The 25,083-nt window shown below is 65.7% G+C and carries 20 protein-coding genes; 4 read left to right on the plus strand and 16 right to left on the minus strand.

The features are described from left to right. Positions 1 to 12: 12 nt before the first annotated feature. On the minus strand, positions 13 to 1,851 hold the full coding sequence (locus FRZ44_RS21735; RefSeq protein ID WP_151179147.1) for a chloride channel protein: 1,839 nt from the start codon (positions 1,849 to 1,851) through the stop codon (positions 13 to 15). Between the two features lie 127 nt (positions 1,852 to 1,978). Here FRZ44_RS21735 and FRZ44_RS21740 point away from each other — a divergent pair, with 127 nt between their 5' ends. Next, on the plus strand, positions 1,979 to 2,425 hold the full coding sequence (locus FRZ44_RS21740; protein WP_151179148.1) for a MarR family winged helix-turn-helix transcriptional regulator: 447 nt from the start codon (positions 1,979 to 1,981) through the stop codon (positions 2,423 to 2,425). A 48-nt stretch (positions 2,426 to 2,473) separates the two neighbouring features. On the opposite strand, the gene glpK is transcribed toward FRZ44_RS21740, so the two are convergent. The 10 genes from glpK to FRZ44_RS21790 all read right to left on the minus strand — a co-directional run bounded on the left by glpK (position 2,474) and on the right by FRZ44_RS21790 (position 14,659). After that, complete coding sequence (gene glpK / locus FRZ44_RS21745; RefSeq protein ID WP_151179149.1) at positions 2,474 to 3,970, minus strand: glycerol kinase GlpK; 1,497 nt, start codon at positions 3,968 to 3,970, stop codon at positions 2,474 to 2,476. A gap of 137 nt (positions 3,971 to 4,107) precedes the next feature. After that, the gene (locus FRZ44_RS21750; protein ID WP_225308389.1) at positions 4,108 to 5,841 is read right to left on the minus strand and encodes an ABC transporter substrate-binding protein; all 1,734 of its coding nucleotides are present in this window, start codon (positions 5,839 to 5,841) and stop codon (positions 4,108 to 4,110) included. Positions 5,842 to 6,095: 254 nt separating this feature from the next. Further along, positions 6,096 to 6,380 carry a DUF2160 domain-containing protein gene (locus FRZ44_RS21755; protein ID WP_151179150.1) on the minus strand — a complete coding sequence of 95 codons (285 nt, stop codon included), beginning with the start codon at positions 6,378 to 6,380 and terminating at the stop codon, positions 6,096 to 6,098. A gap of 13 nt (positions 6,381 to 6,393) precedes the next feature. Beyond that, positions 6,394 to 7,227 carry a carbohydrate ABC transporter permease gene (locus FRZ44_RS21760; protein WP_151179151.1) on the minus strand — a complete coding sequence of 278 codons (834 nt, stop codon included), beginning with the start codon at positions 7,225 to 7,227 and terminating at the stop codon, positions 6,394 to 6,396. A 34-nt stretch (positions 7,228 to 7,261) separates the two neighbouring features. After that, on the minus strand, positions 7,262 to 8,137 hold the full coding sequence (locus tag FRZ44_RS21765; RefSeq protein WP_151179152.1) for a carbohydrate ABC transporter permease: 876 nt from the start codon (positions 8,135 to 8,137) through the stop codon (positions 7,262 to 7,264). Continuing rightward, on the minus strand, positions 8,134 to 9,219 hold the full coding sequence (locus tag FRZ44_RS21770) for an ABC transporter ATP-binding protein (protein ID WP_151179153.1): 1,086 nt from the start codon (positions 9,217 to 9,219) through the stop codon (positions 8,134 to 8,136). The genes FRZ44_RS21765 and FRZ44_RS21770 overlap by 4 nt, the downstream gene beginning before the upstream one ends. 17 nt (positions 9,220 to 9,236) lie before the next feature. Next, a complete protein-coding gene (locus FRZ44_RS21775) occupies positions 9,237 to 10,319 on the minus strand; it encodes an ABC transporter ATP-binding protein (protein WP_151179154.1) in 1,083 nt (360 codons plus the stop codon). A 14-nt stretch (positions 10,320 to 10,333) separates the two neighbouring features. After that, the gene (gene glpD / locus FRZ44_RS21780; RefSeq protein WP_151179155.1) at positions 10,334 to 11,854 is read right to left on the minus strand and encodes a glycerol-3-phosphate dehydrogenase; all 1,521 of its coding nucleotides are present in this window, start codon (positions 11,852 to 11,854) and stop codon (positions 10,334 to 10,336) included. A gap of 157 nt (positions 11,855 to 12,011) precedes the next feature. Beyond that, entirely contained in the window at positions 12,012 to 12,773 is a 762-nt protein-coding gene (locus FRZ44_RS21785) for a DeoR/GlpR family DNA-binding transcription regulator (protein WP_151179156.1), read from the minus strand. Positions 12,774 to 12,943: 170 nt separating this feature from the next. Continuing rightward, a complete protein-coding gene (locus tag FRZ44_RS21790) occupies positions 12,944 to 14,659 on the minus strand; it encodes an ABC transporter ATP-binding protein/permease (RefSeq protein ID WP_225308390.1) in 1,716 nt (571 codons plus the stop codon). 253 nt (positions 14,660 to 14,912) lie between these two features. On the opposite strand from FRZ44_RS21790, the gene FRZ44_RS21795 reads away from it, so the two are divergent. Continuing rightward, complete coding sequence (locus FRZ44_RS21795) at positions 14,913 to 16,058, plus strand: serine hydrolase domain-containing protein (RefSeq protein WP_151179157.1); 1,146 nt, start codon at positions 14,913 to 14,915, stop codon at positions 16,056 to 16,058. Between the two features lie 13 nt (positions 16,059 to 16,071). Here FRZ44_RS21795 and FRZ44_RS21800 read toward each other — a convergent pair whose 3' ends face one another. Then, positions 16,072 to 16,794, minus strand: a complete 723-nt coding sequence (locus FRZ44_RS21800) for a winged helix-turn-helix transcriptional regulator (RefSeq protein WP_151179158.1) — start codon at positions 16,792 to 16,794, stop codon at positions 16,072 to 16,074. 351 nt (positions 16,795 to 17,145) lie between these two features. Between FRZ44_RS21800 and FRZ44_RS21805 the strand changes: the two genes are divergently transcribed. Further along, positions 17,146 to 18,567: an FAD-binding oxidoreductase gene (locus tag FRZ44_RS21805; protein ID WP_151179159.1), complete on the plus strand. Its 1,422-nt coding sequence runs from the start codon at positions 17,146 to 17,148 to the stop codon at positions 18,565 to 18,567. A 149-nt stretch (positions 18,568 to 18,716) separates the two neighbouring features. Then, the gene (locus FRZ44_RS21810; RefSeq protein ID WP_151179160.1) at positions 18,717 to 19,481 is read left to right on the plus strand and encodes an SDR family NAD(P)-dependent oxidoreductase; all 765 of its coding nucleotides are present in this window, start codon (positions 18,717 to 18,719) and stop codon (positions 19,479 to 19,481) included. Positions 19,482 to 19,557: 76 nt separating this feature from the next. Here FRZ44_RS21810 and FRZ44_RS21815 read toward each other — a convergent pair whose 3' ends face one another. The 4 genes from FRZ44_RS21815 to FRZ44_RS21830 all read right to left on the minus strand — a co-directional run bounded on the left by FRZ44_RS21815 (position 19,558) and on the right by FRZ44_RS21830 (position 25,072). Then, positions 19,558 to 20,202 (minus strand): superoxide dismutase, encoded by a 645-nt coding sequence (locus tag FRZ44_RS21815; RefSeq protein ID WP_151179161.1) that lies wholly within the window; start codon positions 20,200 to 20,202, stop codon positions 19,558 to 19,560. Between the two features lie 280 nt (positions 20,203 to 20,482). Continuing rightward, positions 20,483 to 21,862, minus strand: coding sequence for a L,D-transpeptidase family protein (locus FRZ44_RS21820; RefSeq protein WP_191908238.1), 1,380 nt, complete (start codon positions 21,860 to 21,862; stop codon positions 20,483 to 20,485). A 303-nt stretch (positions 21,863 to 22,165) separates the two neighbouring features. Next, complete coding sequence (locus FRZ44_RS21825; RefSeq protein ID WP_151179163.1) at positions 22,166 to 23,464, minus strand: NAD(P)-dependent malic enzyme; 1,299 nt, start codon at positions 23,462 to 23,464, stop codon at positions 22,166 to 22,168. A 405-nt stretch (positions 23,465 to 23,869) separates the two neighbouring features. Beyond that, on the minus strand, positions 23,870 to 25,072 hold the full coding sequence (locus FRZ44_RS21830) for a hypothetical protein (protein ID WP_151179164.1): 1,203 nt from the start codon (positions 25,070 to 25,072) through the stop codon (positions 23,870 to 23,872). Between the last annotated feature and the right edge of the window lie 11 nt (positions 25,073 to 25,083).

The raw sequence follows: 25,083 nt of genomic DNA on the forward strand, positions 1-25,083 counted from the left end.
GAGCCCCTCACCTCACCGCTCCTTGATCTTGGGGCCCAGGAAGCGTGCGCGATCCCGTTCCTCGGCATGCAGCTTGGCGCGGACGCGCAGCAGGTCCTTCCTCGCGACGATGCCCAGGAGGTTTCCGCTCTTTCGATCGAGGACCGGCACGCGGCCGGCGTCGGCGGCGGCCATTCGATCCGCCAGACGGCCAACCAGCTCGTCCGGATGACCGACCAGCATATCCTGCCCCGACAGCGCTTCACCCAATGTTCCGGAAGGCGGCGCGTCCTCGCGGGTCCAATGGAGGATATCGGCCCGCGAGACCATGGCGACGGTCTGACCGTCCGCATCGATCACCGGATAGCTCTTGTGACGCGGCGCCGACGCCGTGAAGAAGGCCACCGCCTCCGCCACCGTCATCGAAGCAGGCAGTGTGTCCACCGCCTTCACCATCACGTCGGCCACGCGCGCGAGGTCGAAGGGATCGACGTGATACTCGCGCGAGACATGATGGCCGCGCCGCGCCACCTTCTCGGTCAGGATCGAGCGCTTGAGGAGCAGCACCGTGACGGCGTAGCTCACCGAGCAGGCCGCGAGCAGCGGCAGCAGGGCATGAACGTCGCCGGTCAGCTCGACGACAAAGAGCGAGGCCGTCAAGGGCGAGCGCATGGTGCCGCCCATCATCGCCGCCATGCCGAGCAGCGCCCAGAAACCGGTCGAGGCGCCGGGAAGGACGAGCCCCTCGAGCGAGCCGATCGCGCCCCCCATGATCAGCAGCGGCGCCAGCACGCCACCCGAGGTGCCGGAGCCGAGCGCGATCGACCAGATCACGGCCTTTACGACCAGCAGCAGAAGGACGGCCTTGACCGCGAGATCGCCCTCAAGCAGATGGCGAATGTTGTCGTAGCCGACGCCCAACGCCGCGGGATCGATCAGCCCGCCGATGCCGACCGCGAGGCCGCCCAGCGCCGGCCACCACATCCAATGGATCGGCAGCTTCTGGAAACCGTCCTCGGCGCCATAGACCATCGCCGTCAGCAGACCTGAGCCCAGCCCGGCTGTCAGGCCGACCAGAGCCCATTCAGGCACCGCAGCGAGCGAGAGGCTCATCCCGTCCGAGAAGGGAAAGAGAGGCCCAGGGTCCAGCAGCAAGGTCCGACCGGCGGCCGCCACGACCGCGGCAACGGCGACCGGAATGAAGCTCCGCGGCTTCCATTCGAACAGCAGGAGCTCCACCGCGAGCAGCACGGCGGCGACCGGCGTGCCGAACACGGCTGTCATGCCGGCGGCGGCGCCGGCGACCAGCATCGTCTTCCGTTCCGCCGCCGTCATGTGAAAGAACTGCGCGATCAGCGAGCCCGCCGCGCCGCCCGTCATGATGATCGGCCCCTCGGCGCCGAAAGGACCGCCGGTTCCGATCGAGATGGCCGAGGAAAGCGGCTTCAGCACCGCCACCTTGGGCTGCATCCGGCTCTTGCCGATCAGGATCGCTTCCATCGCCTCCGGAATGCCATGGCCACGGATCTTCTCCGATCCGTAACGGGCCATGAGACCGATGATCAGGCAGCCCGCGACCGGCACCAGGATCGTCGCCGGTCCCCAGGGCGAAGCCGCGATCGGCATCGGATCGATCGAGAGGCGGCCGAAATAGGCAAGGTTGGTGCAGAGCGCGATCAGACGCAGCAGGCCCCAGGCCGCGACGACCCCGGCGGCACCCACGACGACCGCCATGGCGGCCAATCCGAGCACGCGCAGATCCGTCGTGAAATCGCCCAGCCGGGGCGGTTTGGCGGCCGGAGCCGCGCCGTTGCCGATCGCGGCCGGATGCGGGCCGCTGGTCTCGCTTGCCGTTTCTTCTGCTGACGCCATCGGTCCTGACCTGAAGAGGAGCGCCGTTCCGCCTGCGGTCATGGCCGGGGCCGCGACGGAAGGCCGCTTCGTTGAAATATCGGGAGACGATATAATCGCCCCCGGCCCAAAAGGGGAGTCTTCTTTGATGCCGAGACGGGATGCCGGAAAGGCGGAACAAAACCGCCGCTCGCCCAGCGCTTCCGAGTATCAGGCCCTGGCGGAGTTCCGCTATCTGCTGCGGCAATTCCTGGCCTTCAGCAAGGCTGCGGCGCAAGAGTCGGGCCTGACGACCCAGCAGCACCAGGCCCTGCTCGCCATCAAGGGATTCGGCGGCAAGGCGGGACTGACGATCGGCGAGATCGCCGAGCGCCTCCTGGTTCGTCATCACAGCGCGGTCGAGCTGGTGGATCGGCTGGTGGCCATGGGGTTGGCAAGGCGGGCGATCGACCCCGCCGACCGCCGCCGCGTCAGGGTCCTGCTCGTCGCGAAGGCCGAGGCACGGCTAAGGGACCTGTCCGCCGCTCATCTGGCCGAGCTCCGCGCCGCGAAGCCGGCCCTGATCGAACTCCTGTCGCGGCTGAAAGAGGCGTGACGGCCGGAAAAAAGCAGCACGAAACCGCCGCTCTCCAGGGCTACCCTCTTATCGCTTCGTCAACGTGCGGCTCACCGCATCGGCCCAGCCCGCGAGCTTCTGCCGGCGCATCTTCTCGTCCATGGCGGGGAGGAAGCGCCGCTCGAGATGCCAGTTGCGCGCGAGCTCGTCGAGGCCGGGATAGATGCCGGCCTGCATCCCCGCGAGATAGGCGGCGCCCAGCGCCGTGGTCTCGAGGATCCGCGGCCGGTCGACCGGCGCGTTCAGCGTATCGGCGAGGCATTGCATGGTCCAGTCGGAGGCGACCATGCCGCCATCAACGCGCAGGACCGAAGTCGCCGACTGCGCTTCGGGCCAATCGGCATGCATGGCTTCGAGCAGGTCATGGGTCTGGAAGCAGACGGCTTCGAGCGCCGCGCGCGCGATCTCCGCGGGTCCGGTCGAGCGGGTGAGGCCGAAGAGCGCGCCGCGGGCCTCGGCATCCCAATAGGGCGCGCCCAGCCCCACGAAAGCCGGCACCAGATAGACCTGCTGGTTGAGATCGGCCGCTTCCGCCAGCATGCCGGATTCGGCGGCATTGGCGATGATCTTGAGGCCGTCGCGCAGCCATTGCACGGCGGCGCCGGCAATGAAGATGGCGCCCTCGAGCGCATAGGTGCGCTTGCCCTCGAGCTGATAGGCCACCGTCGTCAGCAGCCGGTTCTTCGAGACGACGGCGCGGCTGCCGGTGTTGAGCAGCGCGAAGCAGCCGGTGCCGTAGGTGGATTTGATCATGCCGGGCTTGAAGCAGGCCTGGCCCACCACGGCCGCCTGCTGGTCGCCGGCGATGCCGAGAACTCGGATCGGAGCGCCGAAGAAGTCCGACAGGGTCGCGCCGAAATCGGCGGCGCTGTCCTTGACCTCGGGCAGCATCGAGCGCGGCACGCGGATGAGCTTCAGGAGCTCGCCGTCCCAATCGCCGCGATGGATGTCGTAGAGCAGGGTGCGCGAGGCGTTGGTGGCATCGGTCGCGTGGGCGCCGCCGCCGGTCAGGCGCCAGAGCAGCCAGCTGTCGACCGTGCCGAAGGCGAGCCGACCCTTGGCCGCCAGCTCGCGCGATCCCGGCACATGATCGAGGATCCAGGCGATCTTGGTGCCGGAGAAATAGGGATCGAGGATGAGGCCGGTCTTGGCCGAGACCATCGGCTCGTGCCCCGCGTCGCGCAGCCCGGCGCAGATCTCGGCGGTGCGCCGGTCCTGCCAGACGATGGCGCGATGGATGGCGCGGCCGCTGGCGCGATCCCATACCACCGTGGTTTCGCGCTGGTTGGTGATGCCGATGCCGGCGATGTCGCGGGCGCTCAGGCCCGCCCTGGCGATCGCTGCCTGACAGACCGCGAGCGTGCTGTTCCAGATATCCTCGGGCTCATGCTCGACCCAGCCGGAGCGCGGGAAATGCTGCTGGAACTCCTCCTGCGCTACGGCAACGACGTGCTGGTGCGCATCGAACAGGATCGCCCGGCTCGAGGTGGTGCCCTGGTCGATGGCGAGAATATGGCTGGCCATGGTCTTCCCCTCCGCCTCGGGTCTCTAGCGAACGCGAAGCCTGCGACAGGGTGGCGTCATAAGCAATATGGCCCGGGGATCTTCATCCCCGGGCCATGGCCGCCGCGCCGTCACGTCGATGGATGACGGCGAAACGACTATTGCTGCTTCGCGGCCGCCCAGGTCTTGATCAGCTCGTCATAGTCGACGGTCTGACCCGGACCCTTCTCGTCCGCGAGCTTGGGGAAGGGCGCGCCGGGCTGGTCGAACCAGTACTTCGCGTCCTTCTTCTCGTTGAGCTTCGGACCGCAATCGCCCTGGACGCCGGCCTTCTCGAGACGTTCGAGCACCTTGTCCTGGGCTTCCGCGAGCGCGTCCATCGCCTCTTGCGGGGTCTTCGCGCCGGAGCTGGCATCGCCGATGTTCTGCCACCAGAGCTGGGCCAGCTTCGGATAGTCGGGCACGTTCACGCCGGTCGGCGTCCAGAGCAGGCGGGCCGGCGAGCGATAGAACTCGATCAGGCCGCCGAGCTGGGGCGCGCGGTCGGTGAAGGACTTGTCCCAGATGTCGCTTTCGCGAATGAAGGTCAGGCCCACATGGCTCTTCTTCAGGGTCACGGACTTGGAGATCGTGAACTGACCGTAGAGCCAGGCCGGCTTCATGCGCTCGAGCGGCGTCGACTTCAGCAGGGTCCAGGAACCGCAATCCTGATAGCCCAGCTTCATGCCTTCCTGCCAATAGGCACCGTGGGGCGACGGCGCCATGCGCCATTTCGGCGTGCCGTCGGCGTTCATCACCGGCAGACCCGGCTTCACCATGTCGGCGGTGAAGGCCGTGTACCAGAAGATCTGCTGCGCGATGTTGCCCTGGGCGGGGACCGGACCGGCCTCGCCGAAGGTCATGCCGGCCGCTTCCGGCGGCGCGTACTTCTTCAGCCACTCGACATATTTCGTGACCGAATAGACCGCGGCCGGACCGTTGGTGTCGCCGCCGCGCGCGACCGAGGAGCCGACAGGGCGGCAGCCTTCCATGCGGATGCCCCACTCGTCGACGGGCAGGCCGTTGGGAATGCCCTTGTCGCCGGAGCCGGCCATCGAGAGCCAAGCGTCGGTGAACCGCCAGCCGAGCGACGGATCTTTCTTGCCGTAATCCATATGGCCATAGACGCGCACGCCGTCGATGGTCTTCACCTTGTCGGTGAAGAACTCGGCGATGTCCTCATAGGCCGACCAGTTGACCGGCACGCCCAGGTCGTAGCCGTAGGCCGCCTTGAACTTGGCCTTGATGTCCGGATTGGTGAACCAGTCGTAGCGGAACCAATAGAGGTTCGCGAACTGCTGGTCCGGGATCTGATAGAGCTTCCCGTCCGGCGCGGTGGTGAAGGACTTGCCGATGAAGTCGTTGATGTCGAGCATCGGGTCGGTGACGTCCTTGCCGTCGCCGACGACGAAGTCGCTGATCGGAACCGTCTGCTTGTAGCGGAAATGCGTGCCGATCAGGTCGGAGTCGTTGATGTAGGCGTCATAGACGTTCTGGCCGGTCTGCATCTGCGTCTGCAGCTTCTCGACCACGTCGCCTTCCTGGATGATGTCATGCGTGATGTTGATGCCGGTGATCTCGTTGAAGGCCGGCGCCAGCGTCTTCGATTCGTAGGAATGCGTGGTGATGGTCTCGGACACCACCTTGATGTCCATGCCCTTGAAGGGCTGAGCGGCCTTGATGAACCACTCCATCTGGGCCATCTGCTGGTCCTTGCCCAAGGTCGAGGGCTGGAACTCGTTGTCCACCCACTTCTTGGCGGCATCCATCTGATCCGCGAAGGTCAGGCGCGGACGGATGATCGTCGCGGCTGCGATGGCGGCCGTCCCGGCCAGAAATTGTCTACGCTTCATGTTGTCCTCCCAAAATCGTCTGCTGCAGGATTGCAACTTGCTCGTATTGATGTCGGCACAGCGGTGGGGCCCCGGCCGATCTTCGTTGATTGACGTCTTCGATCCATCCACTGGCGCCGGCGGCTTTCGGCGCCGACGCCCTCTTACGCACCATGGCTTTCCTCCCAGGCTCGGATTTCTTGCAAAGCAGGTTGAAGCTCAGGCACGTCCGGCAATCGACGGCGCGTCGCCCCGTCCTGGGGCGGCCGCACCGCTCAGACCCAGCGAAACACGCAGAGCGCGTAAAGCAGGGAAATTCCGAGTGCCCACCAGAGCGTCGGGCCGACCAGCCCGAGCCAGGCGAGATTGATGAAGGCGGCGCCGAGCAGCGACACGAACAGCCGGTCGCCGCGGGTCGTCTCGAAACGCAGGATGCCGATCCGCGGGGCGCCGCCGGGACGGCGGATCTCCCAGACCGTCATGCTGACCAGGATCAGGAAGATCGCGATGAAGAAGACCGCGGTCGGCCAGGTCCAGGCCATCCAGGCGAGCGGTGTCATGTTGCGACCCTCCTCAGACCCGGCCCAGGGCAAAGCCCTTGGCGATGTAGTTGCGCACGAACCAGATCACGATGGCGCCGGGCACGATGGTGAGGATGCCGGCCGCCGCGAGCACGCCCCAGTCGATGCCCGCGGCCGACACCGTCCGGGTCATGACGGCCGCGATCGGCTTGGCGTTGGTGGTGGTGAGGGTGCGGGCGAGAAGCAGCTCGACCCAGGAGAACATGAAGCAGAAGAAGGCGGTGACGCCGATGCCGCTGGCGATGTTCGGCACGAAGATCTTCACGAAGAAGCGCGGCCAGGAATAGCCGTCGATATAGGCGGTCTCGTCGATCTCACGCGGCACGCCGGACATGAAGCCTTCCAGGATCCAGACCGCGAGCGGCACGTTGAAGAGGCAATGCGCGAGCGCCACCGCGATATGGGTGTCGAACAGGCCGATCGCCGAATAGAGCTGGAAGAAGGGCAGCGCGAAGACCGCGGGCGGCGCCATGCGGTTGGTCAGCAGCCAGAAGAACAGATGCTTGTCGCCGGTGAAGCGGTAGCGCGAGAAGGCATAGGCCGCGGGCAGCGAGACCGTCACCGAGATGACGGTGTTCATCACCACATAGATGGTCGAGTTGATATAGCCCGAATACCAGGACTTGTCGGTAAGGATGGTCAGGTAGTTGCCGAAGGTGAAGGTGCGCGGCCAGAGCGAGTAGGAGGAGAGGATCTCCTCGTTGGTCTTCAGGCTCATATTGAGGAGCCAGTAGATCGGCAGCAGCAGGAACAGGATGTAGAGCGCCGGGATCAGCCAGGCGAGGCCGTGCCGCTCGTGCCGTTTCTTCGGAGTTGCCGTGGTCATCGCCCACCTCGCTCGCTGGCGCGTCGTGCCATGGTCATGCGTCCTTCTGCCCGGCGTTGGTCATCACGGTGTAGAACACCCAGGACAGCAGCAGGATGATCAGGAAGTAGATGATCGACATCGCGGCCGCGGGGCCCAGGTCGAACTGGCCGATCGCCATCTTCACCAAGTCGATCGACAGGAAGGTCGTCGAGTTGCCCGGACCGCCGCCGGTCACGACGAACGGTTCGGTGTAGATCATGAAGCTGTCCATGAAGCGCAGCAGCACGGCGATCAACAGCACGCGGTTCATCTTGGGCAGCTGGATATAGCGGAAGATCGCCCAGCGCGAGGCGCCGTCGATCCGGGCCGCCTGATAGAAGGCATCGGGGATCGAGCGCAGGCCCGCATAGCAGAGCAGCACGACCAGGCTGGTCCAGTGCCACACATCCATGACGATCACGGTGATCCAGGCCGCGATCGGCTCCTGGGTGTAGTTGTAGGGGATACCCAGCATGTCGACCGCGCGGCCGAGCAGGCCGATATCGATGCGCGCGAAGATCTGCCAGATGGTTCCGACCACGTTCCAGGGAATCAGCAGCGGCAAGGCCATCGCCACGAGGCAGAAGGAGACGCCCCAGCCCTTGCGCGGCATGGCGAGCGCGATGACGATGCCCAGCGGAATCTCGATGACGAGGATGATCCCGGAGAACAGGAACTGGCGCCACAGCGCCTCGAAGAAGCGGTCGGAGGCCAGCAGTTCCTGGAACCATTCGAGGCCGGCCCAGAAGAACTCGTTGTTGCCGAAGGTGTCCTGGACCGAATAGTTCACCACGGTCATGAGCGGGATGATGGCGCTGAACGCCACCAGCGCCACCACCGGCAGGACCATGAACCAGGCGCGCTGGTTGACGGGTTTGCTGTCGCTCATGCGGCCGCCCCGGCCAACAGATGGCCGTCGAGATAGATGTGGGTGTGACGCGGCGAGAAGGTGATCCGTGCCTGCGAACCGTCGAGGCGCGAATCCTCCATCGCCATGACATTGAGCGCGTGGCCGGCGAGATCGACCCGCGCGATCTTGTAGCGGCCGATATTGTCGATGCGCCGGACCTGGACCGGCAGCCCATGCCCGTTGTTGGAGAGGGCGATATATTCCGGCCGCACCCCGAGCTCGACCTTGCCGCCCTGGGCCGGCGGCGCATAGCGCGCGGCCAGGCGGATTTCGTGGCCCGCGACCAGCGCCCTGTCGCCGTTGACCTCGCAGGGGATCACGTTCATGCCGGGCGAGCCGATGAAGTAGCCGACGAAGGTATGGGCCGGCCGCTCGAACAGCTCCTCGGGCGTGCCGATCTGCACCACGCTGCCCTCGAACATGACCACGACCTTGTCGGCGAAGGTCATCGCCTCGGTCTGGTCGTGGGTCACATAGACCATCGTGAAGTTGAGCCGCTTATGCATGAGCTTGAGCTGCGAGCGCAGCAGCCATTTGAGCTGCGGGTCGATCACCGTCAGCGGCTCGTCGAACAGGATGGCGTTGACGTCGGCGCGGACCAGGCCGCGGCCGAGCGAGATCTTCTGCTTGCTGTCGGCGGTGAGGCCGCGCGCCTTGCGGCCGAGGATGGGCCCGAGTTCCAGCATCTCCGCCACCTCGCGCACCCGGGCCGCGATCTGCGCCTGCGGCACGCCGCGGTTATGCAGCGGGAACTCGAGATTCTCCTGCACGGTCATGGTGTCGTAGATGACCGGGAACTGGAACACCTGGGCGATATTGCGCCGCTCGGTCTCGAGCTCGGTCACGTCCTGGCCGTTGAAGAGGATGCGCCCCTCGGTCGGCGTGACGAGGCCCGAGATGATGCTGAGGAGTGTGGTCTTGCCGCAGCCCGAGGGCCCGAGCAGCGCATAGGCGCCACCGTCTTCCCAGGTGTGGTTGAGCGTCTTGAGGGCATAGTCCTGCGGCCCGCGCGGATGGGCCCGATAGGAATGAGCCAGATTCTGAAGCTCGATGCGCGCCATGGCCGCTGCCCTCGCTCCTACGAAGCCGCCGCGGGCGCCGAGACCAGCGCGCCGTCCGGGCGAAACACGAAGAACCGGTTGGGGTCGAGATAGATATCGATGTCGCTTTCGACCTCGAACCGCCGCACGCCATGGACCAGCGCCACCCAGCGGCCGCCCGGCCAGTCGACATGGACGAAGCTTTCCGAGCCGGTGATCTCGGAAACGGCGACGCGGGCGCGCACCGCCATGGCCCCCGAGGCCGGCCGGTCGAGCAGCACATGGTTGGGGCGCACGCCGACGATATAGTCGCCGTCCGCCAGCGCCCCGAAGGGGCCGCTCGCCGGCAGCTGAATGTCGCCCGGCCATTGCAGCGCGCTGCCGCGCTTGTTGACGCGGGCCTCGTTCATCGGCGGGTCGGAGAAGACCTGGGCAGTGCGCAGCGTGTTGGGCCGGCGATAGAGCTCGATGGTCGGGCCGAACTGCGTCACCCGGCCCTGATGTAGGGTCACGGTGCTGCCGCCCAGGAGCAGCGCCTCCGAGGGCTCGGCCGTGGCATAGACGAAGATCGCCTGCGAGCCCGCGAAGACGCGCGGCAGCTCGTTGCGCAGCTCCTCGCGCAGCTTGTAGTCGAGATTGGCGAGCGGCTCGTCGAACAGCACGAGCTCCGCACCTTTGGCCAGCGCGCGGGCGATCGCGGTGCGCTGCTGCTGGCCGCCCGAGAGCTCGAGCGGCGTGCGGTCGAGCATGCCTTCGAGGCGCATCAGCCCCGCCACTTCCTTGACCTTGCGCTCGATCTCGGCCCGCGGCTTGCCGGCGACGCGCAACGGGCTGGCGATGTTCTCGTAGACGCTCAAGGTCGGGTAGTTGATGAACTGCTGATAGACCATCGCGACATTGCGCTTGCGCACATCGACGCCGGTGACGTCCTGGCCGCGCCAGAGCACGCGGCCCGAGGTCGGCTTGTCGAGGCTCGCCATCATCCGCATCAGGCTGGTTTTGCCCGAGAGGGTGGGCCCCAGCAGCACATTGAGCGTGCCGGGTTCGAAGACGAGCGAGATGTCGGCCAGATGGGTCTCGTTGCCGACCCGCTTGGTGACCTTCTGCAGCTCGAGTGTCATGGCGCGCCGCCCCTTCAGGCCGCCGGCGCGCGATCGCGATCGCGCCGGGTTGCGAACCACGCCTCGAGCGCCTTGGCGCCGTCGGCTCCGATATGAAGGCCGAGCTTGGAGCGCCGCCACAGCACATCCTGGGCCGCGCGCGCCCATTCGTTCTCGATCAGATAGACCACCTCGCGCTCATAGAGGTCGGCGCCAAAATACTGACCCAGATCCTCGGGCGCCCGCGCGCCCTCGACGATCCGCATGGCGCGCGTGCCATAGGCACGCGCCAGCCGGCGCGCATGCTCCGGGCTGAGGAACGGCGCCGCCTGCCGCAGGCCCTCGGCGACCCGTTCGACATGGCCCACGGGGAAATCGCCGCCCGGCAGCGGCGCCTTGGCGGTCCAGGGCGCAGTCATGGCCGGCAGATGCGGCGCCAGCTTCGCCAGCGCCGATTCGCTCAGGCGCCGGTAGGTCGTGATCTTGCCGCCGAAGACATTGAGCAGCGGGGCCTGGCCGTCGGGGGCCTCGAGCTCCAGCACATAGTCGCGGGTCGCGGCCTTGGCCTCGCTGGCGCCGTCGTCATAAAGCGGCCGCACGCCGGCATAGGAATAGACCACGTCGGAAGGCGCGATGGTCTTGAGGAAGTAGCGGTTGGCCGAGGCGCAGAGATACTCGGTCTCGGCCGCCGAGATCACGACAGGACCCGGATCGCCATGCTCGTCGACATCGGTCGTGCCGATCAGCGTGAAATCATGCTCATAGGGGATGGCGAAGACGATGCGCCCATCCTCGTTCTGGAAAATGTAGGCGCGATCATGGTCGAACAGCTTGCGCACGACGATGTGGCTGCCCTTGACCAGCCGCACCTTGGCGGCGGTGCCGAGCCCCAGCCGCTTCACCAGCACCTCGCCGACCCAGGGACCGGCGGCATTGACGATCGCCTTGGCCTCGATCTCGGTGCGGTTGCCGCTCGCCACCTCCTGAAGCTCGACCTGCCAGCCGCCGGGCTTGCGCTTGGCGCCGAGGAACCGGGTGCCCGTCCGGATCACCGCCCCATGCTCGGCGGCGTCGAGCGCGTTGAGCGCGACCAGGCGCGCATCCTCGACCCAGCAATCCGAATATTCGAAGGCCGAGGTCAGTTCCGGCTTGAGCGGCTTTCCCGCCTCGTCGCGGCGCAGATCCAGCGACCGGGTGCCGGGGAGAATGTCGCGACCGCCCAGATGGTCGTAGAGGAAGAGGCCGAGGCGGATGAGCCAGCCCGGCCGCATGCCGACGCGGCGCGGCAGCACGAAGCGCAGGGGCCGGATGATATGGGGGGCCGCGCGCAGCAGCACCTCGCGCTCGATCAGCGCCTCGCGAACCAGCCTGAACTCGTAATATTCGAGATAGCGCAGGCCGCCATGGATCAGCTTGGTCGAGGCCGAGGAGGTGGCGCCGGCAAGGTCACCCTGCTCGCAGAGGAAGACCTTCAGCCCGCGGCCGGTGGCATCGCGCGCGATCCCGCATCCATTGATACCCCCGCCGATCACGGCGAGGTCGTAAACGGCGGCCATCAGCCCCCCGGGTCGTTTTATGTTCGTTTGTGTTTTTTTTCAGCATATTTGATGATCAAAACGCGCTCAATCGAAAATGCAACATAATCGGGCAGGCTGCCGCCTTCCTGGGCAAAGAGCCGCCCAGGTCAAAGGCATAGCGAAATTCCGGAGCGGTCTATTCGGAGGCGATTTCGACCTGGACGCCGCTTTCGGCGGCGATTTTGGCCAGCGGCTCGGCCAGTTCCTCGTCGGTCACGAACACGTTGATCTGCGAGAAATGGCCGATTCGCATCGGCGCGGTGCGGCGGAACTTCATCGCGTCCGCCACCAGGATCACCTGGCGCGCATTGCGCATGATCGCCTGCGAAACCCAGACCTCGCGATAGTCGTAGTCGAGGATGGTGCCGTCCTGATCGATCGCCGAGGCGCCGATCACGGCATAGTCGACCTTGAACTGGTTGATGAAATCGACCGTGGCCTCGCCGACGATGCCGCCGTCGGCGCGCCGCACGACCCCGCCCGCGACGATCACCTCGATCCCGTGGGAGGGCCGTAAGATATTGGCGACATTTATATTATTGGTAATGACCACGAGCCCGACATGGCTAGTCAGGGCGTGGGCCACCTGTTCGGTGGTGGTGCCGATATTGATGAAGAGCGCGCAGTTGCTGGGGATCAGCGAGGCGGTCTTGACGCCGATCCGGCGCTTGGCCTCCGGCGCGAGCACGCGGCGCGAATCGTAGGCGACGTTCTCGATGCCGGAGAGCATCACCGCCCCGCCATGGACGCGCTGGAGCATCTGGCGCTGGCAGAGATCGTTGAGCTCGCGCCGGATCGTCTGGCTGGTGACGCTGAACTTCTCGGCCAGCTCGTCGACGCTCACCCGCCGCTGGGCCCGGGCCAGGTTCAGGATCTCCATCTGTCGCTCGGAAAGCATGCTTCAGGCCCGATCCATCGCCAGAGCCGAACCCCGTCGCACGGGGCCCTGGGCCGGTATTGTTACATATTTCATTTGAAAGCCAATAAAGTTCGTTTTTCGTTCGTTTTGAACGCCGCCCCGCCATCCTTGTCCTGGCTGCGACAAGCCCCGCGCGCCCCGAAGAAGCGTCAGGCGGAGATTTTGGCAGGCCCTTCGGCGGATGCCGGAAGCTCGGCGATCCGACCGATTCCATCGTTACCTTGCCTGATTTCGAAGCGCCGGTCATGGAATCCGGCCAACACGCCCCGATGGGCGATGCTCACCAGCGTCGTGTTCGGCAATCGCTGCCGGAGCAGGCGATAGAGCGCCGTCTCGCTGGCTTCGTCGAGCGCCGCGCAAGCCTCGTCGAGGAACAGCCAGTCGGGCTTCTGCAGCAAGGCCCGCGCGAAGGCGAGACGCTGCTGCTCGCCGGGCGAGAGCCGCTGCGCCCAGTTGGCGCTTTCGTCGAGCCGGGCGACGAGGTGGCCGAGCTCGCAGTCGGTCAGCGCCTTCTCGATCGCCTCTTCGTCGGTCGGTCCGGCAAGCCCGGGATAGGTGACGACGTCCCGCAGCGGGCCCAGCGGCAGATAGGGCCGCTGCGGAAGAAACAGGAGCTTGGCCCCTGCCGGCATCGAAACGGCACCGCTCCCGAACGGCCAGAGGCCGCCCAGGACGCGGAACAAGGTGCTCTTGCCCGAACCGGAGGGCCCGGTGATCAGCACCGATTGTCCGGGTTCGATGAAGAGGCTCGCGGCCGAGATCAGAGGACGATCGTCGGGGAGGCGGATCTCCGTCTTCTCGATCGCGATCGCCGGCATCGGCGTCCGCTGCCGGTCGATCCCCGAGCTCGCGGCATGGGCCTGCGTCATCGCGTTCGTGAAGCCGATCAGCCGATCCACGGTGGCCTTCCATTCGGCCAAGGTCGAGTAGGCATCGACAAACCAGCTCATCGACCCCTGCACCTGGCCGAAGGCCGAGGCGGTCTGCATGAGGCCGCCCAGCTGGATAGTCCCCGCGAAATAGCGCGGGGCCGCGACGATGATCGGAAAGACGGTGGCAATCTGGCCGAAGCCCGCCGTGAACCAGGTGAGGCGCTTGGTATAGCGCATGACCTGGCGCCAATTGCCGATGATGGCGCCGAACCGGGAGCCGAAGCCCCTCGCCTCGTCGGCCTCACCTCCATAGAGAGCGACGCCTTCCGCGTTCTCGCGCAATCGCACCAGGGAGTATCGGAAGTCGGCCTCGAACCGCTGCATGTTGAAATTCACGCGCACCAGCGGACGCCCGATCTTATGCACCAGCCAAGTGCCCACGGCGGAATAGACCAGGGCGACCCAGACCATGTAGCCGGGGATCTCGATATTGTGCCCGCCCAGCGCGATCGCGAAGCTGCCGGACAGCGCCCAGAGGATCCCAAGGAAGGACACCAGGTTCACGACATTGCTCAGCAGATCGAGCGAGATCAGGAGAGTCTGGTCGACGAAGGAATTGAGATCCTCGGCGATGCGCTGGTCCGGGTTGTCCGTGCCGGAGCCATGGAACTGCAGCCGGTAATAGGCCTGGTTGGTCAGCCAGTCCTTGAGGAAGCGCTCGGTCATCCAGCGCCGCCAGCGGATCTGCAGCATCTGGCGCAGATAGGTTCGGTAGACCGCGATCACGATGAAGATGACGGCGAGCCAGCAGAACCGGAACAGCTGATGCAGGAACGCGTCGAAATTCTTGTCCTGCAGCGCGTTGTAGAACAGGTTGTTCCAGGAGTTGAACACGACGTTCAGATAGACGAGCCCCAGATTCATGCCGACGATCACGGTGAGCAGACCTCGGGCAGGCCAGCGATCTTCGGAGAACCAATAGGGCCGTGCCAATATCCAGAGGTCCCTGAAGAACCCGCGCCAACTGCCCGACACCGTCACCTGCCTCGCTCATCGCTGCCGCGTCCTGCGGCGTCTCGCGGGCTAGTTATGGCGAGCGGGATCGCCGAGGCCAACCGGTGCCGGCGATGTTGGCATCGAATTAATATGGCGACCGATTCGGAAAGCTTCGCGATCGGACGCGCAGCCGCCTGGACGCGGGCTGCCGCGGCTCGTTAGGCTGGCGGCCAGGCCACGGAGATTCCAAATGGAATTCGCGCGCATCATGAACATGACCCCGGAGGAGCAGCCGGTGGTCAATCGCAACCGGGACCGATATTTCCCCACGCGAATCATTAAACGCGGGACAGGAATCCAGTCTCTCCCGCGTCATTCCCGCGCGCTCGATCTGACGGTTCCGTTCCAGCGCCGGACGGTCGGGCTCGAGGAATTCATGGAGGCGACCCGGACGGCCGGGCTGCTGATCCTGAAAGACGGCAGGATCGCGCATGAGAGCTACCGGCTCGGCACCGACGAGAGCTCGCGCTGGTACTCCTACTCGGTCGGCAAGTCGGTGGTCTCGACCCTGATCGGGGCCGCGATCCATCAGGGACATATCGGATCGGTCGAGGACCCGGTCACCGACTATCTGCCGATCCTCCGGGGCTCGGCCTACGACGGGACCACGATCCGCCATCTCCTGCAGATGTGCTCGGGCGTGTTCTGGGAGGAAGCCTATCGCGACGGACAGTCCGTGTTCGCGCGCATGTATGACGCGATCCAGCATCAGCGCGCGGGCGGCATCCTCGAGGTCATGCGCAGCCTGCCGCGCGTCGCCGAGCCGGGAATCAAGTTCCAATACAAGACCGGAGAGACCCATCTCCTGGGAGAGATCGTCCATGCCGCGACCGGCCGGCGGCTTTCGGACTATCTCTCCGAACGGATCTGGACGCGCTTCGGCATGGAATCAGATGGCTTCTGGTGCCTGGAATCGGCGAACGGTCAGGAGAGCGGCGGCGGCGCCTGCAATTTCACGCTGCGGGACTATGGCCGCTTCGGGCTCTTCATCCTCTCGGACGGTATCGCCGGCGGCGAGCGCATCCTGCCGGAAGGCTGGGTCGCGGAAGCCTCGCATCCGCGCATCGATTCACCCCAGAACGATTATGGCAAGATCGAGCAGGGCTGGCCGCTCGGCTATGGCTATCAATGGTGGTCGTTCCCGAAGGGCCGCAAATCCATGGCCAACCATGGCGGCGCCTTCACCGGCATCGGCATCTTCGGCCAGTTCCTCTACATCAATCCGAGGGAGCGGGTCGTGATCGTGCATTGGGGCTGCTGGCCCGATCCCTGGATCGCGGGCCATGAACGCTCGCTTTTCGCGCTCTTCAGCAACGCGATCGACGCGCTGCGGTGAGATGCGGCCGCTGTCAGGCCGCGGCGAGCTTTCTCTCCTTGGCGAAGGGACTCAGGCCCAGCCAGCGCTGCATCGAGCGCTGCAGCATCGAGTCTCCGGTCAGCAGCAGCCGGCCCGCATCGACCTCGTTCTGAACGGACACGAGCCCCATCCAGATGGACGTCATCGTCTTGAGATCGGAGACGACATAGAGATCGACATCGTAGCCGGGATCGGCGGAGCAGAGATCGACCTCGCCCTTGTCCACAAGAAGCCACCAATAGCGGCGCGCCGCGGGCAGCTCGGGATACTGGATCTGGATGGTGGCCCGGCGCGGCGGCAGCGGCGTGGGATCGAGATTACGCCGCATGTCCCACATCAGGAGGGAAGGATCGAGATTCTTGAGCGACAGCTGCGCATCGACCCAGCGCTGCCCCCAATGCCCCATCGCCCAGACGACGTCGCGCAGATCCTGGCCGGCCGGTGTCAGGTGATAAGCCGGTTCCTCCCCCAAGCCGCCGCGCCGATGCTCGATGATGCCGGCCTGCTGCAGCTCCTTCAGCCGTTTGGAGAGCAGCGCCGGCGACATGCGCGGCACGCCGCGACGCAGCTCGTTGAACCGCGTGCTGCCCGCCATGAACTCGCGCAACAGCAACACTGTCCAACGGGTGCAGACGATCTCGGCGGCCATGGCCACCGGGCAGAACTGCCCGTAACTGGCGGTGCCTTCGGGTTCCACTCGGTTGTTCGACGGCATGACGATCCTCCTTGTCTCGGCGGGCTAGGAACCTAGACCTGCGCCGTTCATCTCTCCAGTATATATTCTGAATCGAACATGGCCTCTGCCGCATCCGATGGTGTGAAATTATTTTACCGTTATATATCATATCGTTAATGTTATGGTTCGAATCCGAACCGGTACCGGCTTGGCCCTTATTTTCCGTCGCCCATCGGGAATCGCCACCGAAGAGCGGCGCGCGACTCTGCGGGAGCGGCGCTGGCCCGGTGGTTCAGTTCCTGCACTAGGCCCGATCCTCCCAATTGATGAGGATGGTGCCCGACGCCGCCGGAAATTCCCGGTGGCATCGGACATCGAGAGGAAGATCAGATGAACCACACCGCAAAACCAACGGCCGCTGCCCATTCGTCGTCCCTGAGCGACGCCGATATCGGTGCGCTTCGCGGCCGCATCAGAGGCAGCCTGCTGACGGCGAACGACCCGGGCTATGACGAAGCCCGCAAGATCTGGAACGCATCGGTGGACCGGCGGCCCACCGTCATCCTGCGTGCGCTCGGGGCCGCTGACGTCATCCAGGCGATTCGTTTCGCGAAAGAGCATCATCTGCCGCTGGCCGTGCGCGGCGGCGGCCATAACATCGCCGGCAATGCCGTCTGCGATCAGGGGCTGATGCTGGATCTCTCGCTCATGAAATCGGTGCGGGTGAATCCGTCGACGCAGCGCGCCATCGTCGAGCCCGGCGCCACGCTGGGCGACGTCGATCGCGAGACGCAGGCCTTCAGCCTCGTGGTCCCGACCGGCATCAATTCCACCACCGGCATCGCCGGGCTCACGCTGGGCGGCGGCTTCGGCTGGACCACGCGCAAGTTCGGCATGACGATCGACAATCTGGTCTCGGCCGACCTGGTCACGGCCGAGGGCACCCTGGTCCACGCCAGCAGCAGCGAGAACCCCGACCTCTTCTGGGCCGTTCGTGGCGGTGGCGGTAATTTCGGCGTGGTGACCGCCTTCGAGTTCGCGTTGCATAAGCTGGATCCGCAGGTGATGTCAGGATTGCTGGTCCATCCGCTGGACCAGGCGAACGCGCTGCTGAAGAACTATCGTCGTCTGGTCGCGGAGGCGCCGGACGAGCTGACCTGCTGGGCCGTCATGCGCAAGGCACCGCCTTTGCCCTTCATCCCGAAGGAATGGCACGGCCGCGAAATCCTGATATTCGCGCTCTGCTATGCGGGCGACATGGCGGCGGGCGAGAAGGCCGTCGCTCCCTTCCGTGCGTTGGGCAAACCGATCGCCGATGTCGTGGGGCCGCATCCCTTCGTTGGCTGGCAGGCGGCTTTCGATCCGCTGCTGACGCCGGGGGCGCGCAATTACTGGAAGAGTCATGACTTCGTGGGCTTGAGCGATGCCGCGATCGAGACCGTGGTGACGGCCGCCGGCCGGCTGCCGGGCGACGAATGCGAGATCTTCATCGCCCATGTCGGCGGCGCCATGGCCCGGGTGAAGCCCGACGCGACCGCCTATCCGCAGCGCCAGTCGCATTTCATCATGAACGTCCATACGCGCTGGCGCGACGAGAGCCAGGACGACCGTTGCGTCGACTGGGCGCGCAAACTGTCGGCCGCCACGGCACCGCATGCGGCGGGCAGCGTCTATGTCAACTTCATGCCCGAGGACGAGACCGATCGCGTCGAGCTCGCCTATGGCGTGAATTATCACCGCCTGGCGGGGATCAAGCGCCGCTATGACCCCGACAATCTGTTCCGGCTGAACCAGAACATCCGGCCGGCCTGACCCGGGCTCGCGCGGGATCGTCGGTCTTGGGGGCCGACGACCCGCGCGAGCTGTCTGACCTGGACGGACCCTCGCGGCAGCGTCTAGGTTGGTCATCCATTCGCCGATGTCTTCGCCCGGGGCGAGGCATCGAACAGGAGAGATGACCCATGGATCTTCATTTGACCGGCAAAAAGGCACTCGTGACCGGCGCCACACGCGGCATCGGAAATGCGATCGCGCGGGGTCTCCTCTCGGAGCGATGCGACGTCGCCATCTGCGCCCGCGATGCCCGCGCGGTCGAGGCCAGCGTCCGCGAGCTTTCCCGCGGCGGCGCCCAGGTGTTCGGCAAGGCGATCGATGTGCGCGATCGCGAGGCCCTGATCGGCTGGGTCGAGGCCAGCGCCAAGGAGCTGGGCGGCATCGACATCCTGGTCGCCAATGCCAGCGGCCTTGCCCATGGCGTCACGCCGGAGGCCTTCCGCACCGCCTTCGAGATCGATCTGATGCACACCGTGAACGCGGTCGAGGCGGCGATCCCCTATCTCAAGCGCTCCAAGGCCGGGGCCATCGTGGCGATCGCCTCGATCTCAGGTTCGGAGGATTACGGCTATGACTCGTCCTCCTACGGATCGCTGAAGGCGGCACTGCAGTTCTACATGAAGTCGGTGTCGCGCCATCTCGCACCCCACGGCATTCGCGCCAATGTGGTCAGTCCCGGCACGACCTACTTCAAGGGTGGCTACTGGCACAAGGTCGAGGAAGAGGAGCCGCAGACCTTCGCCGAGACCATCAAGGCGAACCCGCTGGGGCGGATGGCCACGCCCGAGGAGATCGCGAACATGGTGCTGTTCGCGGCGAGCCCCGCCGCGAGCTTCGTCACCGGTGCCAATCTCGTTGTCGACGGCGGCATGACGCAACGCATCCCGAATTGAAGCAGCGCCCGCGGGAACGCCTCCGCTCTTCGGCGGAGGCGCTCGCACGGGCGCCGGTATCGCGTCGAAAGGCGGATCAGGCCGCCGAGCGGCCGGCGGATTTCTTCGCCTTCGCATCGAAAGACTTGTCTTCGAGACGGGCCGCGGCCGCGTCCCAATCGACCAGGCTTTCGATGAAGGTCTTGAGGAACTTCGGACGCTCGTTGCGGTAGTCGATGTAATAGGCATGTTCCCAGACATCGCAGACGAGGATCATGCGCTGGCCTTCAGGCAGAGGATTCTCGGCATTCGCGGTCTTGGTGACCTGCAGCTTGCCGTCGGCCTCGACCAGCCAGACCCAGCCGCTGCCGAACTGATCGACGCCTTCCTGGGTGAAGTTCTTCTTGAATTCCTCGACGCTGCCGAGATCGGCGACGATGCGCTTCTCGAGGCTGGCCGGGATCTTCCCGCCGCCCTTCGGCTTCATCGCCGTCCAGAACTGGGAATGGTTCCAATGCTGCCCGGCATTGTTGAAGATCTTCTGATGCTTCTTGACGCCGTGCGTCTTGACGATGATGTCCTCGAGCGACAGCCCTTCGAACTCGGTGCCGGCGATGAGCTCGTTCAGCTTGTCGACATAGGCCTTGTGATGCTTGCCATGGTGGAACTCGAGCGTCTCCGCGGACATATGCGGCGCCAGGGCGTCCTTCGCATAGGGCAGATCGGGAAGTTTGAAAGCCATTGATCCTCTCCTCATTTGATCGATTTCTCGCCGCAGACCGGCAGCGGCGGCCCCTCACAGATCGAGCCGGCTCGAGGCCGTTGCAAGGCCCGGCCAGGCGATTTCTGCGCAAACGGAACACCGCCCCCGAATGACACAACGAAGAGTGCCGCGGTCGGTTCCGGATTGGTCACAGAACCGAATCACGAATGTTGCGTTTTCGTCATAGGACAGGCCCGGCGCGCTATGCGCAGGGCGCAGGCATGTTGGCGCGAAAACGGGTGCGTTCCGAGGGTAACCGCTAGGATTGGTTCGGGCAGGCCGACCGGGCTAACGCCACTTCGGGGTTCGCGGCTTGCGGGCTCAATGCGGCATCGCGGCGATAGACGTCGTCTCGAAATTCCACGGTCCCATCCGGGGCAATCCAAGCCGTGTCATAGACGAGATGCACGGCAATCGGCCTTGGCAGGATGACCCGCAGATTGCGACCCGCTTCGATCGCCGCCGTCACGCGCTCGCCCGTCCAGCTCGGATCGGCCTGCAGGAGGTATGTCGCAAGATCGCGCGCGTTCGGAACGCGGATGCAGCCATGGCTCAGATGCCGATCGGCCCGGCCAAACAGGGAGGGATTGTTGGTGTCGTGCAGATAGACGTCATAGCGGTTCGGGAAAACGAACTTCACCACCCCCAGCGGGTTCTTGGGGCCCGGGTCCTGGCGAATCATCCCGTCGACGAGGCGCATGTCGTTCCGGGCCAGATAGCCGGGGTCCGTATGAATCTTGGGCCAGATCTCGAGCCTCGCGATCCGCGGCGGGACGTTCCAATAGGGATTGAACTCGAGCGCCGTCATCAGACCGTCCAGCCGCGGCGTCGGCCAACTGGGCCGGCCGACGACTGCGGGCTGCTCGAACAGGGTCACGCCGTTATCGACCAGACGATAGCTGGCGGCGGCCGTATTGACGGCGATATAGCGCGGGCCCCAATCGCGTGGCGGATCCAGCAGGCGGACGAGGTTGATGGCGAGAGTCTGGATCCGCGTCTCGATCGGCAGATTGAGCGCGGCGAGCGTGGCCTTGCCGACGACGCCATCTTCGTCGAGCCCGTGGCGCCTCTGAAAGCGCCGCACCGCCTCATCCAAGGCCCCGTCGAAGACATCCGAGGAGGCAAAACTGGGATCGAGATCGCCGGACGCCGAGAGTCGACTTCGCAGCGCCTCGACGCGGATATCGCGGTCGCCGAGTGCCAGCTTCGGTCCTTCGGGAACCGCGGGCCAGCCACCGGCCGCCGCGAGCTCGCGATAGCCGGCAGCGGCGGCACGCAGCCGCCAGAAAGCGGGTTCCACCGGCAGGTCGCGCTCGAGAACGGCTCGAGGGTCGGCAGCGACCGACAAGTCGCGCAACAGCCGCGCATCCGGCGGCGATTCCTCCGGTGCCTTCGGATCGATGGCGCCTTTCAGGAACGCCGCGCTCAGAATCACGTCGCGCTCGGCCAGGCCTTGCGGATCGAGGCGCTGCGCCCGCGCATCGTCGGCCTCGAGCGGCGCTTCGAGCCCCAGCGAGGCGACCGGTGCAACCCGGCGAAGCCGTTCCCGCAGAATATTGCCAAGCGGGCTCAGCCCCGATGTGGTGACCCAGACGGGCTCGTCCTGGCGACTGGCATAGAAAGCCTCGAGCGAAGCCATCTCCCCCAACCCGAGAGCGGACAGCGATCTCGCCTTGTCCGCCAACAATTGGCGAAGTGCTTCGTTCAACGCCTGGGCTTCGGCCGAGGGAGCGGCTTGCGCCAGGAAGCTCCGCGCGCCAGGCTCGGAAGCACGGGCGGCGCCGGGCATCGGCCCCACGACGAGGAACGCCGCCAGCAGGACCCATCCACAGAGTCGACCGAAGCGTGGCGCGCGGGACAATGGCATAAGGCCGGGACAGTCGGCCTGTCGGAGGGTTCGGGCAAGCCGGCATATTGCCGCGACCGGGCCCGAACGCGCCGATTACGGAGCGGCAGCCCCCGGAGGGTGCGCGGGCAGCGAGCGCTGCCGCTCCTGCACGAGCCGGCGCAGATGCGCGGTCTTAGCGGCAACCGCGCCGACGCCGGGATCGACCCGCGCGAGTCCCTGCTTCACGGCTTCGCGCGCCACGGCTTCCGCCACGTTCGGATAGAGCGTGGCGGAGAGCGGGCTCGGCAAGATCAGGTCGGGCGCCAGCTCCGCATCCGGCACCTCGGCGGCAATGGCGCGCGAGGCCGCGAGGCACATCTCGCGGCTGACGCGCCGGGTCTTGGTATCGAGCGCGGCGCGCATCAGGGCCGGGAAGGCCAGCACATTGTTGCAGTGATTGGGGAAATCGAAACGGCCGCTGGCGACGATGGCGGCGCCGGCTGCGAGCGCCGCGTCCGGGCGGATCTCGGGTTCCGGATTGGCCAGCCCGAACACGATGGGTCCGCGCGCCATCGAGCGCACCATCTCGGGCGTCACCTGATTTGCGACCGAGACGCCGATGAAGACATCGGCGCCGCGCATGGCGGTGGCGAGATCGCCCTGGAGACGGTCGCGGTTGGTGGTCTCGGCCATGCGCCGCCAATGTTCGTGCGGATAGTCGCCGCCGCGATAGATGATCCCGGCCTTGTCATGAGCCGTGATCTCGCCCACGCCCAGCGCCTGGAGCATATCGATGGTGGCGGTGCCGGCGGCGCCGATGCCGTTCACCACCACGCGGATATCGCCGGCCGCGCGGCCCGTCACCTTCAGCGCATTGATGAGGCCCGCGGCGATCACGGTTGCGGTGCCGTATTGGTCGTCATGCATCGCCGGAATGGCGACGCGCTGCTCGAGCTGGCGCACCACCTCGAAACAGGCGGGCGCCGCCACATCCTCGATGTTGTAGCCGCCGAAGCCGGGCTCCAGCGCCTCGAGGATGTCGATCAGATGTGCTGCGTCGCGCGCCTGGATACAGAGCGGGAAACAGTCGATCCCCGCCAGCAGCTTGAACATGGTCGCCTTGCCCTCCATCACCGGCAGCGCGGCGCGGGGGCCGGCATTGCCGAACCCCAGCACCGCCGTGCCGTCGGTGACGATGGCGACCAGATTATCCTTGGCGGTCAGCTCCGACAGCGCCTCGGGCCGCGCCTGCACCTCGCGCACGGCGTGGCCGACGCCCGGCGTATAGGCGACGGCCATGTCCTGCAGCGAATGGACCGCGACCTTGGGCAGGATCTCGATCTTGCCATGGCCGTAATAGACGTCGCGCCCGAAGGCGAGCGCGGCTTCCTTGGTGACGGGTGGGCTGGCCATGGTGGGTGTTGAGCTCCTGCTATCCGCGGTCATCGATCAGCGAGACGCGAGGTTGATGAGCATCGCGCGTCACCCCTCCCCCTACCCCCTCCCGCAAGGGGAGGGGGCGGGTTCACTTTTGACATCACGCCCCGCTTCTCCCTGACACACCCAGTGAAGGGACAGGAAAAATCCAAGCCCCCTCCCCTTGCAGGAGTGTCCGGGGAAAGTTTTCATGAATCGTATCAAAGTGTTGGCGCATATGGATTAGACGTGATCCGTGGGCGTGCGAGACTTAGAACAATAAAAATGAGTCGTTTGAATCCCTTGAGTCCGTTCCCCGGACAGTCCTGCTCCCCTTGCGGGAGGGGGTAGGGGGAGGGGTAGGCCCACTCGCGATCCGGCAGCCCATCGGCGATTCCAACCTCACCGCTTCGACACCAGCCGCTTCACCACCTTGCGGGCGGCGGGCTCGCCCTCGCGGACCCACACCTCGTAGAGCGGGATCTGGCCCAGCTGCGACCAGATGTAGTTCTTGAACTGATTGAAGGGACGTCCGCCGAGATCGCGCGACGAGAGGCCGTACTCTTCCTCGGCGATCTGCTTGAGCATCGGGTAGGTATAGAGATGAGCGGCCCCCATGGTGTAGGGCCAGTTCATGTCGGCCAGATGCGTGACCCACTGCTCGCCCGTCACCGGCGGCAGCACGAGATCCTTGCCCTTCTTCTCCAAGAGGCCGTATTCGACCGGGTCGACCTGCGCCATGACCGCGGCCGCCTTGATGAAATGGGCGACGCGCTCGAGCCCGACCCAGTTGCAGATCACCTTCTTGCCGTCCATCGAGGCGCCCAGCGCCGAGAGCTGGTGGGCGGCGGCCATGGCCAGCACGATGCGCGAATCGAAACGGCGGTGCATCAGCTCGGCCGTCACATAGATGCAGTGCGCATGCCAGGTATCGTCATAGACGGTGCGCGGCTCCTCCAGCCAGGAACCGTCCTTGAGCCACTGATAGAGCCAGACCTTCGGATATTCATGGACGCAGAGGGCCGCCGCCGGCAGGTCGCGGTTGAGGGGCAGCCCCAGCGCCTGGCGATAGTGATGGGTGTAGGAGTCCGCCATGCGGATGTTGTAGGCGACGGTCATGGCGAGCCCGCCCGGATGGGCGTTGTAGAAGTCGTTATGGCTCGAGGGCGCCGTCAGATAGGTCTGCGGCGTCATATGGCCTTGCGGGAAGACCTCGTCGGCATGATCTTCCTTGTTGAAGAATCCGAGCCGGACCATCTCCTTGAACAGCTTCTTGCGGTCGTCGTCGCTGGGATACATCTCGAGGAAGGTGACCTTGGGTGCGGCGACGCATTCGGTCATGAGCCGGCGATAGCCGACATCCTCGAGGCTGCCCGCCAAGGCGAGGAGCTCGTTATAGGCGCTGGTCACCGGCCGCGAGGCCTTGGCCATCTCCTCGGGCGTCATGGCGATGACGGCCTCGAGGCTGCGGGACGGCGACAGATCGAGATCCTTCGAGAAGGCGCCGTAGTCGAATTTCCCCGGCAGCTTGTTGGCCGGGCCGCCGCGCACCACCGGTGCGTGAGCATGACCGTGCCCGTGCTTATGTGAGTGACCCTTCGCCATGATGGCCTCCC

It is taken from the genome of Hypericibacter terrae, assembly GCF_008728855.1.
Lineage (GTDB): Bacteria > Pseudomonadota > Alphaproteobacteria > Dongiales > Dongiaceae > Hypericibacter > Hypericibacter terrae.

Coding starts and splice junctions, on each gene's coding strand:
- FRZ44_RS21815 (WP_151179161.1), bottom strand. CDS start 20,202: ATGGCTTTCAAACTTCCCGATCTGCCCTATGCGAAGGACGCCCTGGCG.
- glpK (WP_151179149.1), bottom strand. CDS start 3,970: ATGGCCAGCCATATTCTCGCCATCGACCAGGGCACCACCTCGAGCCGG.
- FRZ44_RS21805 (WP_151179159.1), top strand. CDS start 17,146: ATGAACCACACCGCAAAACCAACGGCCGCTGCCCATTCGTCGTCCCTG.
- FRZ44_RS21830 (WP_151179164.1), bottom strand. CDS start 25,072: ATGGCGAAGGGTCACTCACATAAGCACGGGCACGGTCATGCTCACGCA.
- FRZ44_RS21795 (WP_151179157.1), top strand. CDS start 14,913: ATGGAATTCGCGCGCATCATGAACATGACCCCGGAGGAGCAGCCGGTG.
- FRZ44_RS21820 (WP_191908238.1), bottom strand. CDS start 21,862: ATGGCTTCGCTCGAGGCTTTCTATGCCAGTCGCCAGGACGAGCCCGTC.
- FRZ44_RS21765 (WP_151179152.1), bottom strand. CDS start 8,137: ATGAGCGACAGCAAACCCGTCAACCAGCGCGCCTGGTTCATGGTCCTG.
- FRZ44_RS21760 (WP_151179151.1), bottom strand. CDS start 7,227: ATGACCACGGCAACTCCGAAGAAACGGCACGAGCGGCACGGCCTCGCC.
- FRZ44_RS21755 (WP_151179150.1), bottom strand. CDS start 6,380: ATGACACCGCTCGCCTGGATGGCCTGGACCTGGCCGACCGCGGTCTTC.
- FRZ44_RS21775 (WP_151179154.1), bottom strand. CDS start 10,319: ATGACACTCGAGCTGCAGAAGGTCACCAAGCGGGTCGGCAACGAGACC.
- FRZ44_RS21735 (WP_151179147.1), bottom strand. CDS start 1,851: ATGGCGTCAGCAGAAGAAACGGCAAGCGAGACCAGCGGCCCGCATCCG.
- FRZ44_RS21800 (WP_151179158.1), bottom strand. CDS start 16,794: ATGCCGTCGAACAACCGAGTGGAACCCGAAGGCACCGCCAGTTACGGG.
- FRZ44_RS21750 (WP_225308389.1), bottom strand. CDS start 5,841: ATGAAGCGTAGACAATTTCTGGCCGGGACGGCCGCCATCGCAGCCGCG.
- FRZ44_RS21785 (WP_151179156.1), bottom strand. CDS start 12,773: ATGCTTTCCGAGCGACAGATGGAGATCCTGAACCTGGCCCGGGCCCAG.
- FRZ44_RS21810 (WP_151179160.1), top strand. CDS start 18,717: ATGGATCTTCATTTGACCGGCAAAAAGGCACTCGTGACCGGCGCCACA.
- FRZ44_RS21825 (WP_151179163.1), bottom strand. CDS start 23,464: ATGGCCAGCCCACCCGTCACCAAGGAAGCCGCGCTCGCCTTCGGGCGC.
- FRZ44_RS21740 (WP_151179148.1), top strand. CDS start 1,979: ATGCCGAGACGGGATGCCGGAAAGGCGGAACAAAACCGCCGCTCGCCC.
- glpD (WP_151179155.1), bottom strand. CDS start 11,854: ATGGCCGCCGTTTACGACCTCGCCGTGATCGGCGGGGGTATCAATGGA.
- FRZ44_RS21770 (WP_151179153.1), bottom strand. CDS start 9,219: ATGGCGCGCATCGAGCTTCAGAATCTGGCTCATTCCTATCGGGCCCAT.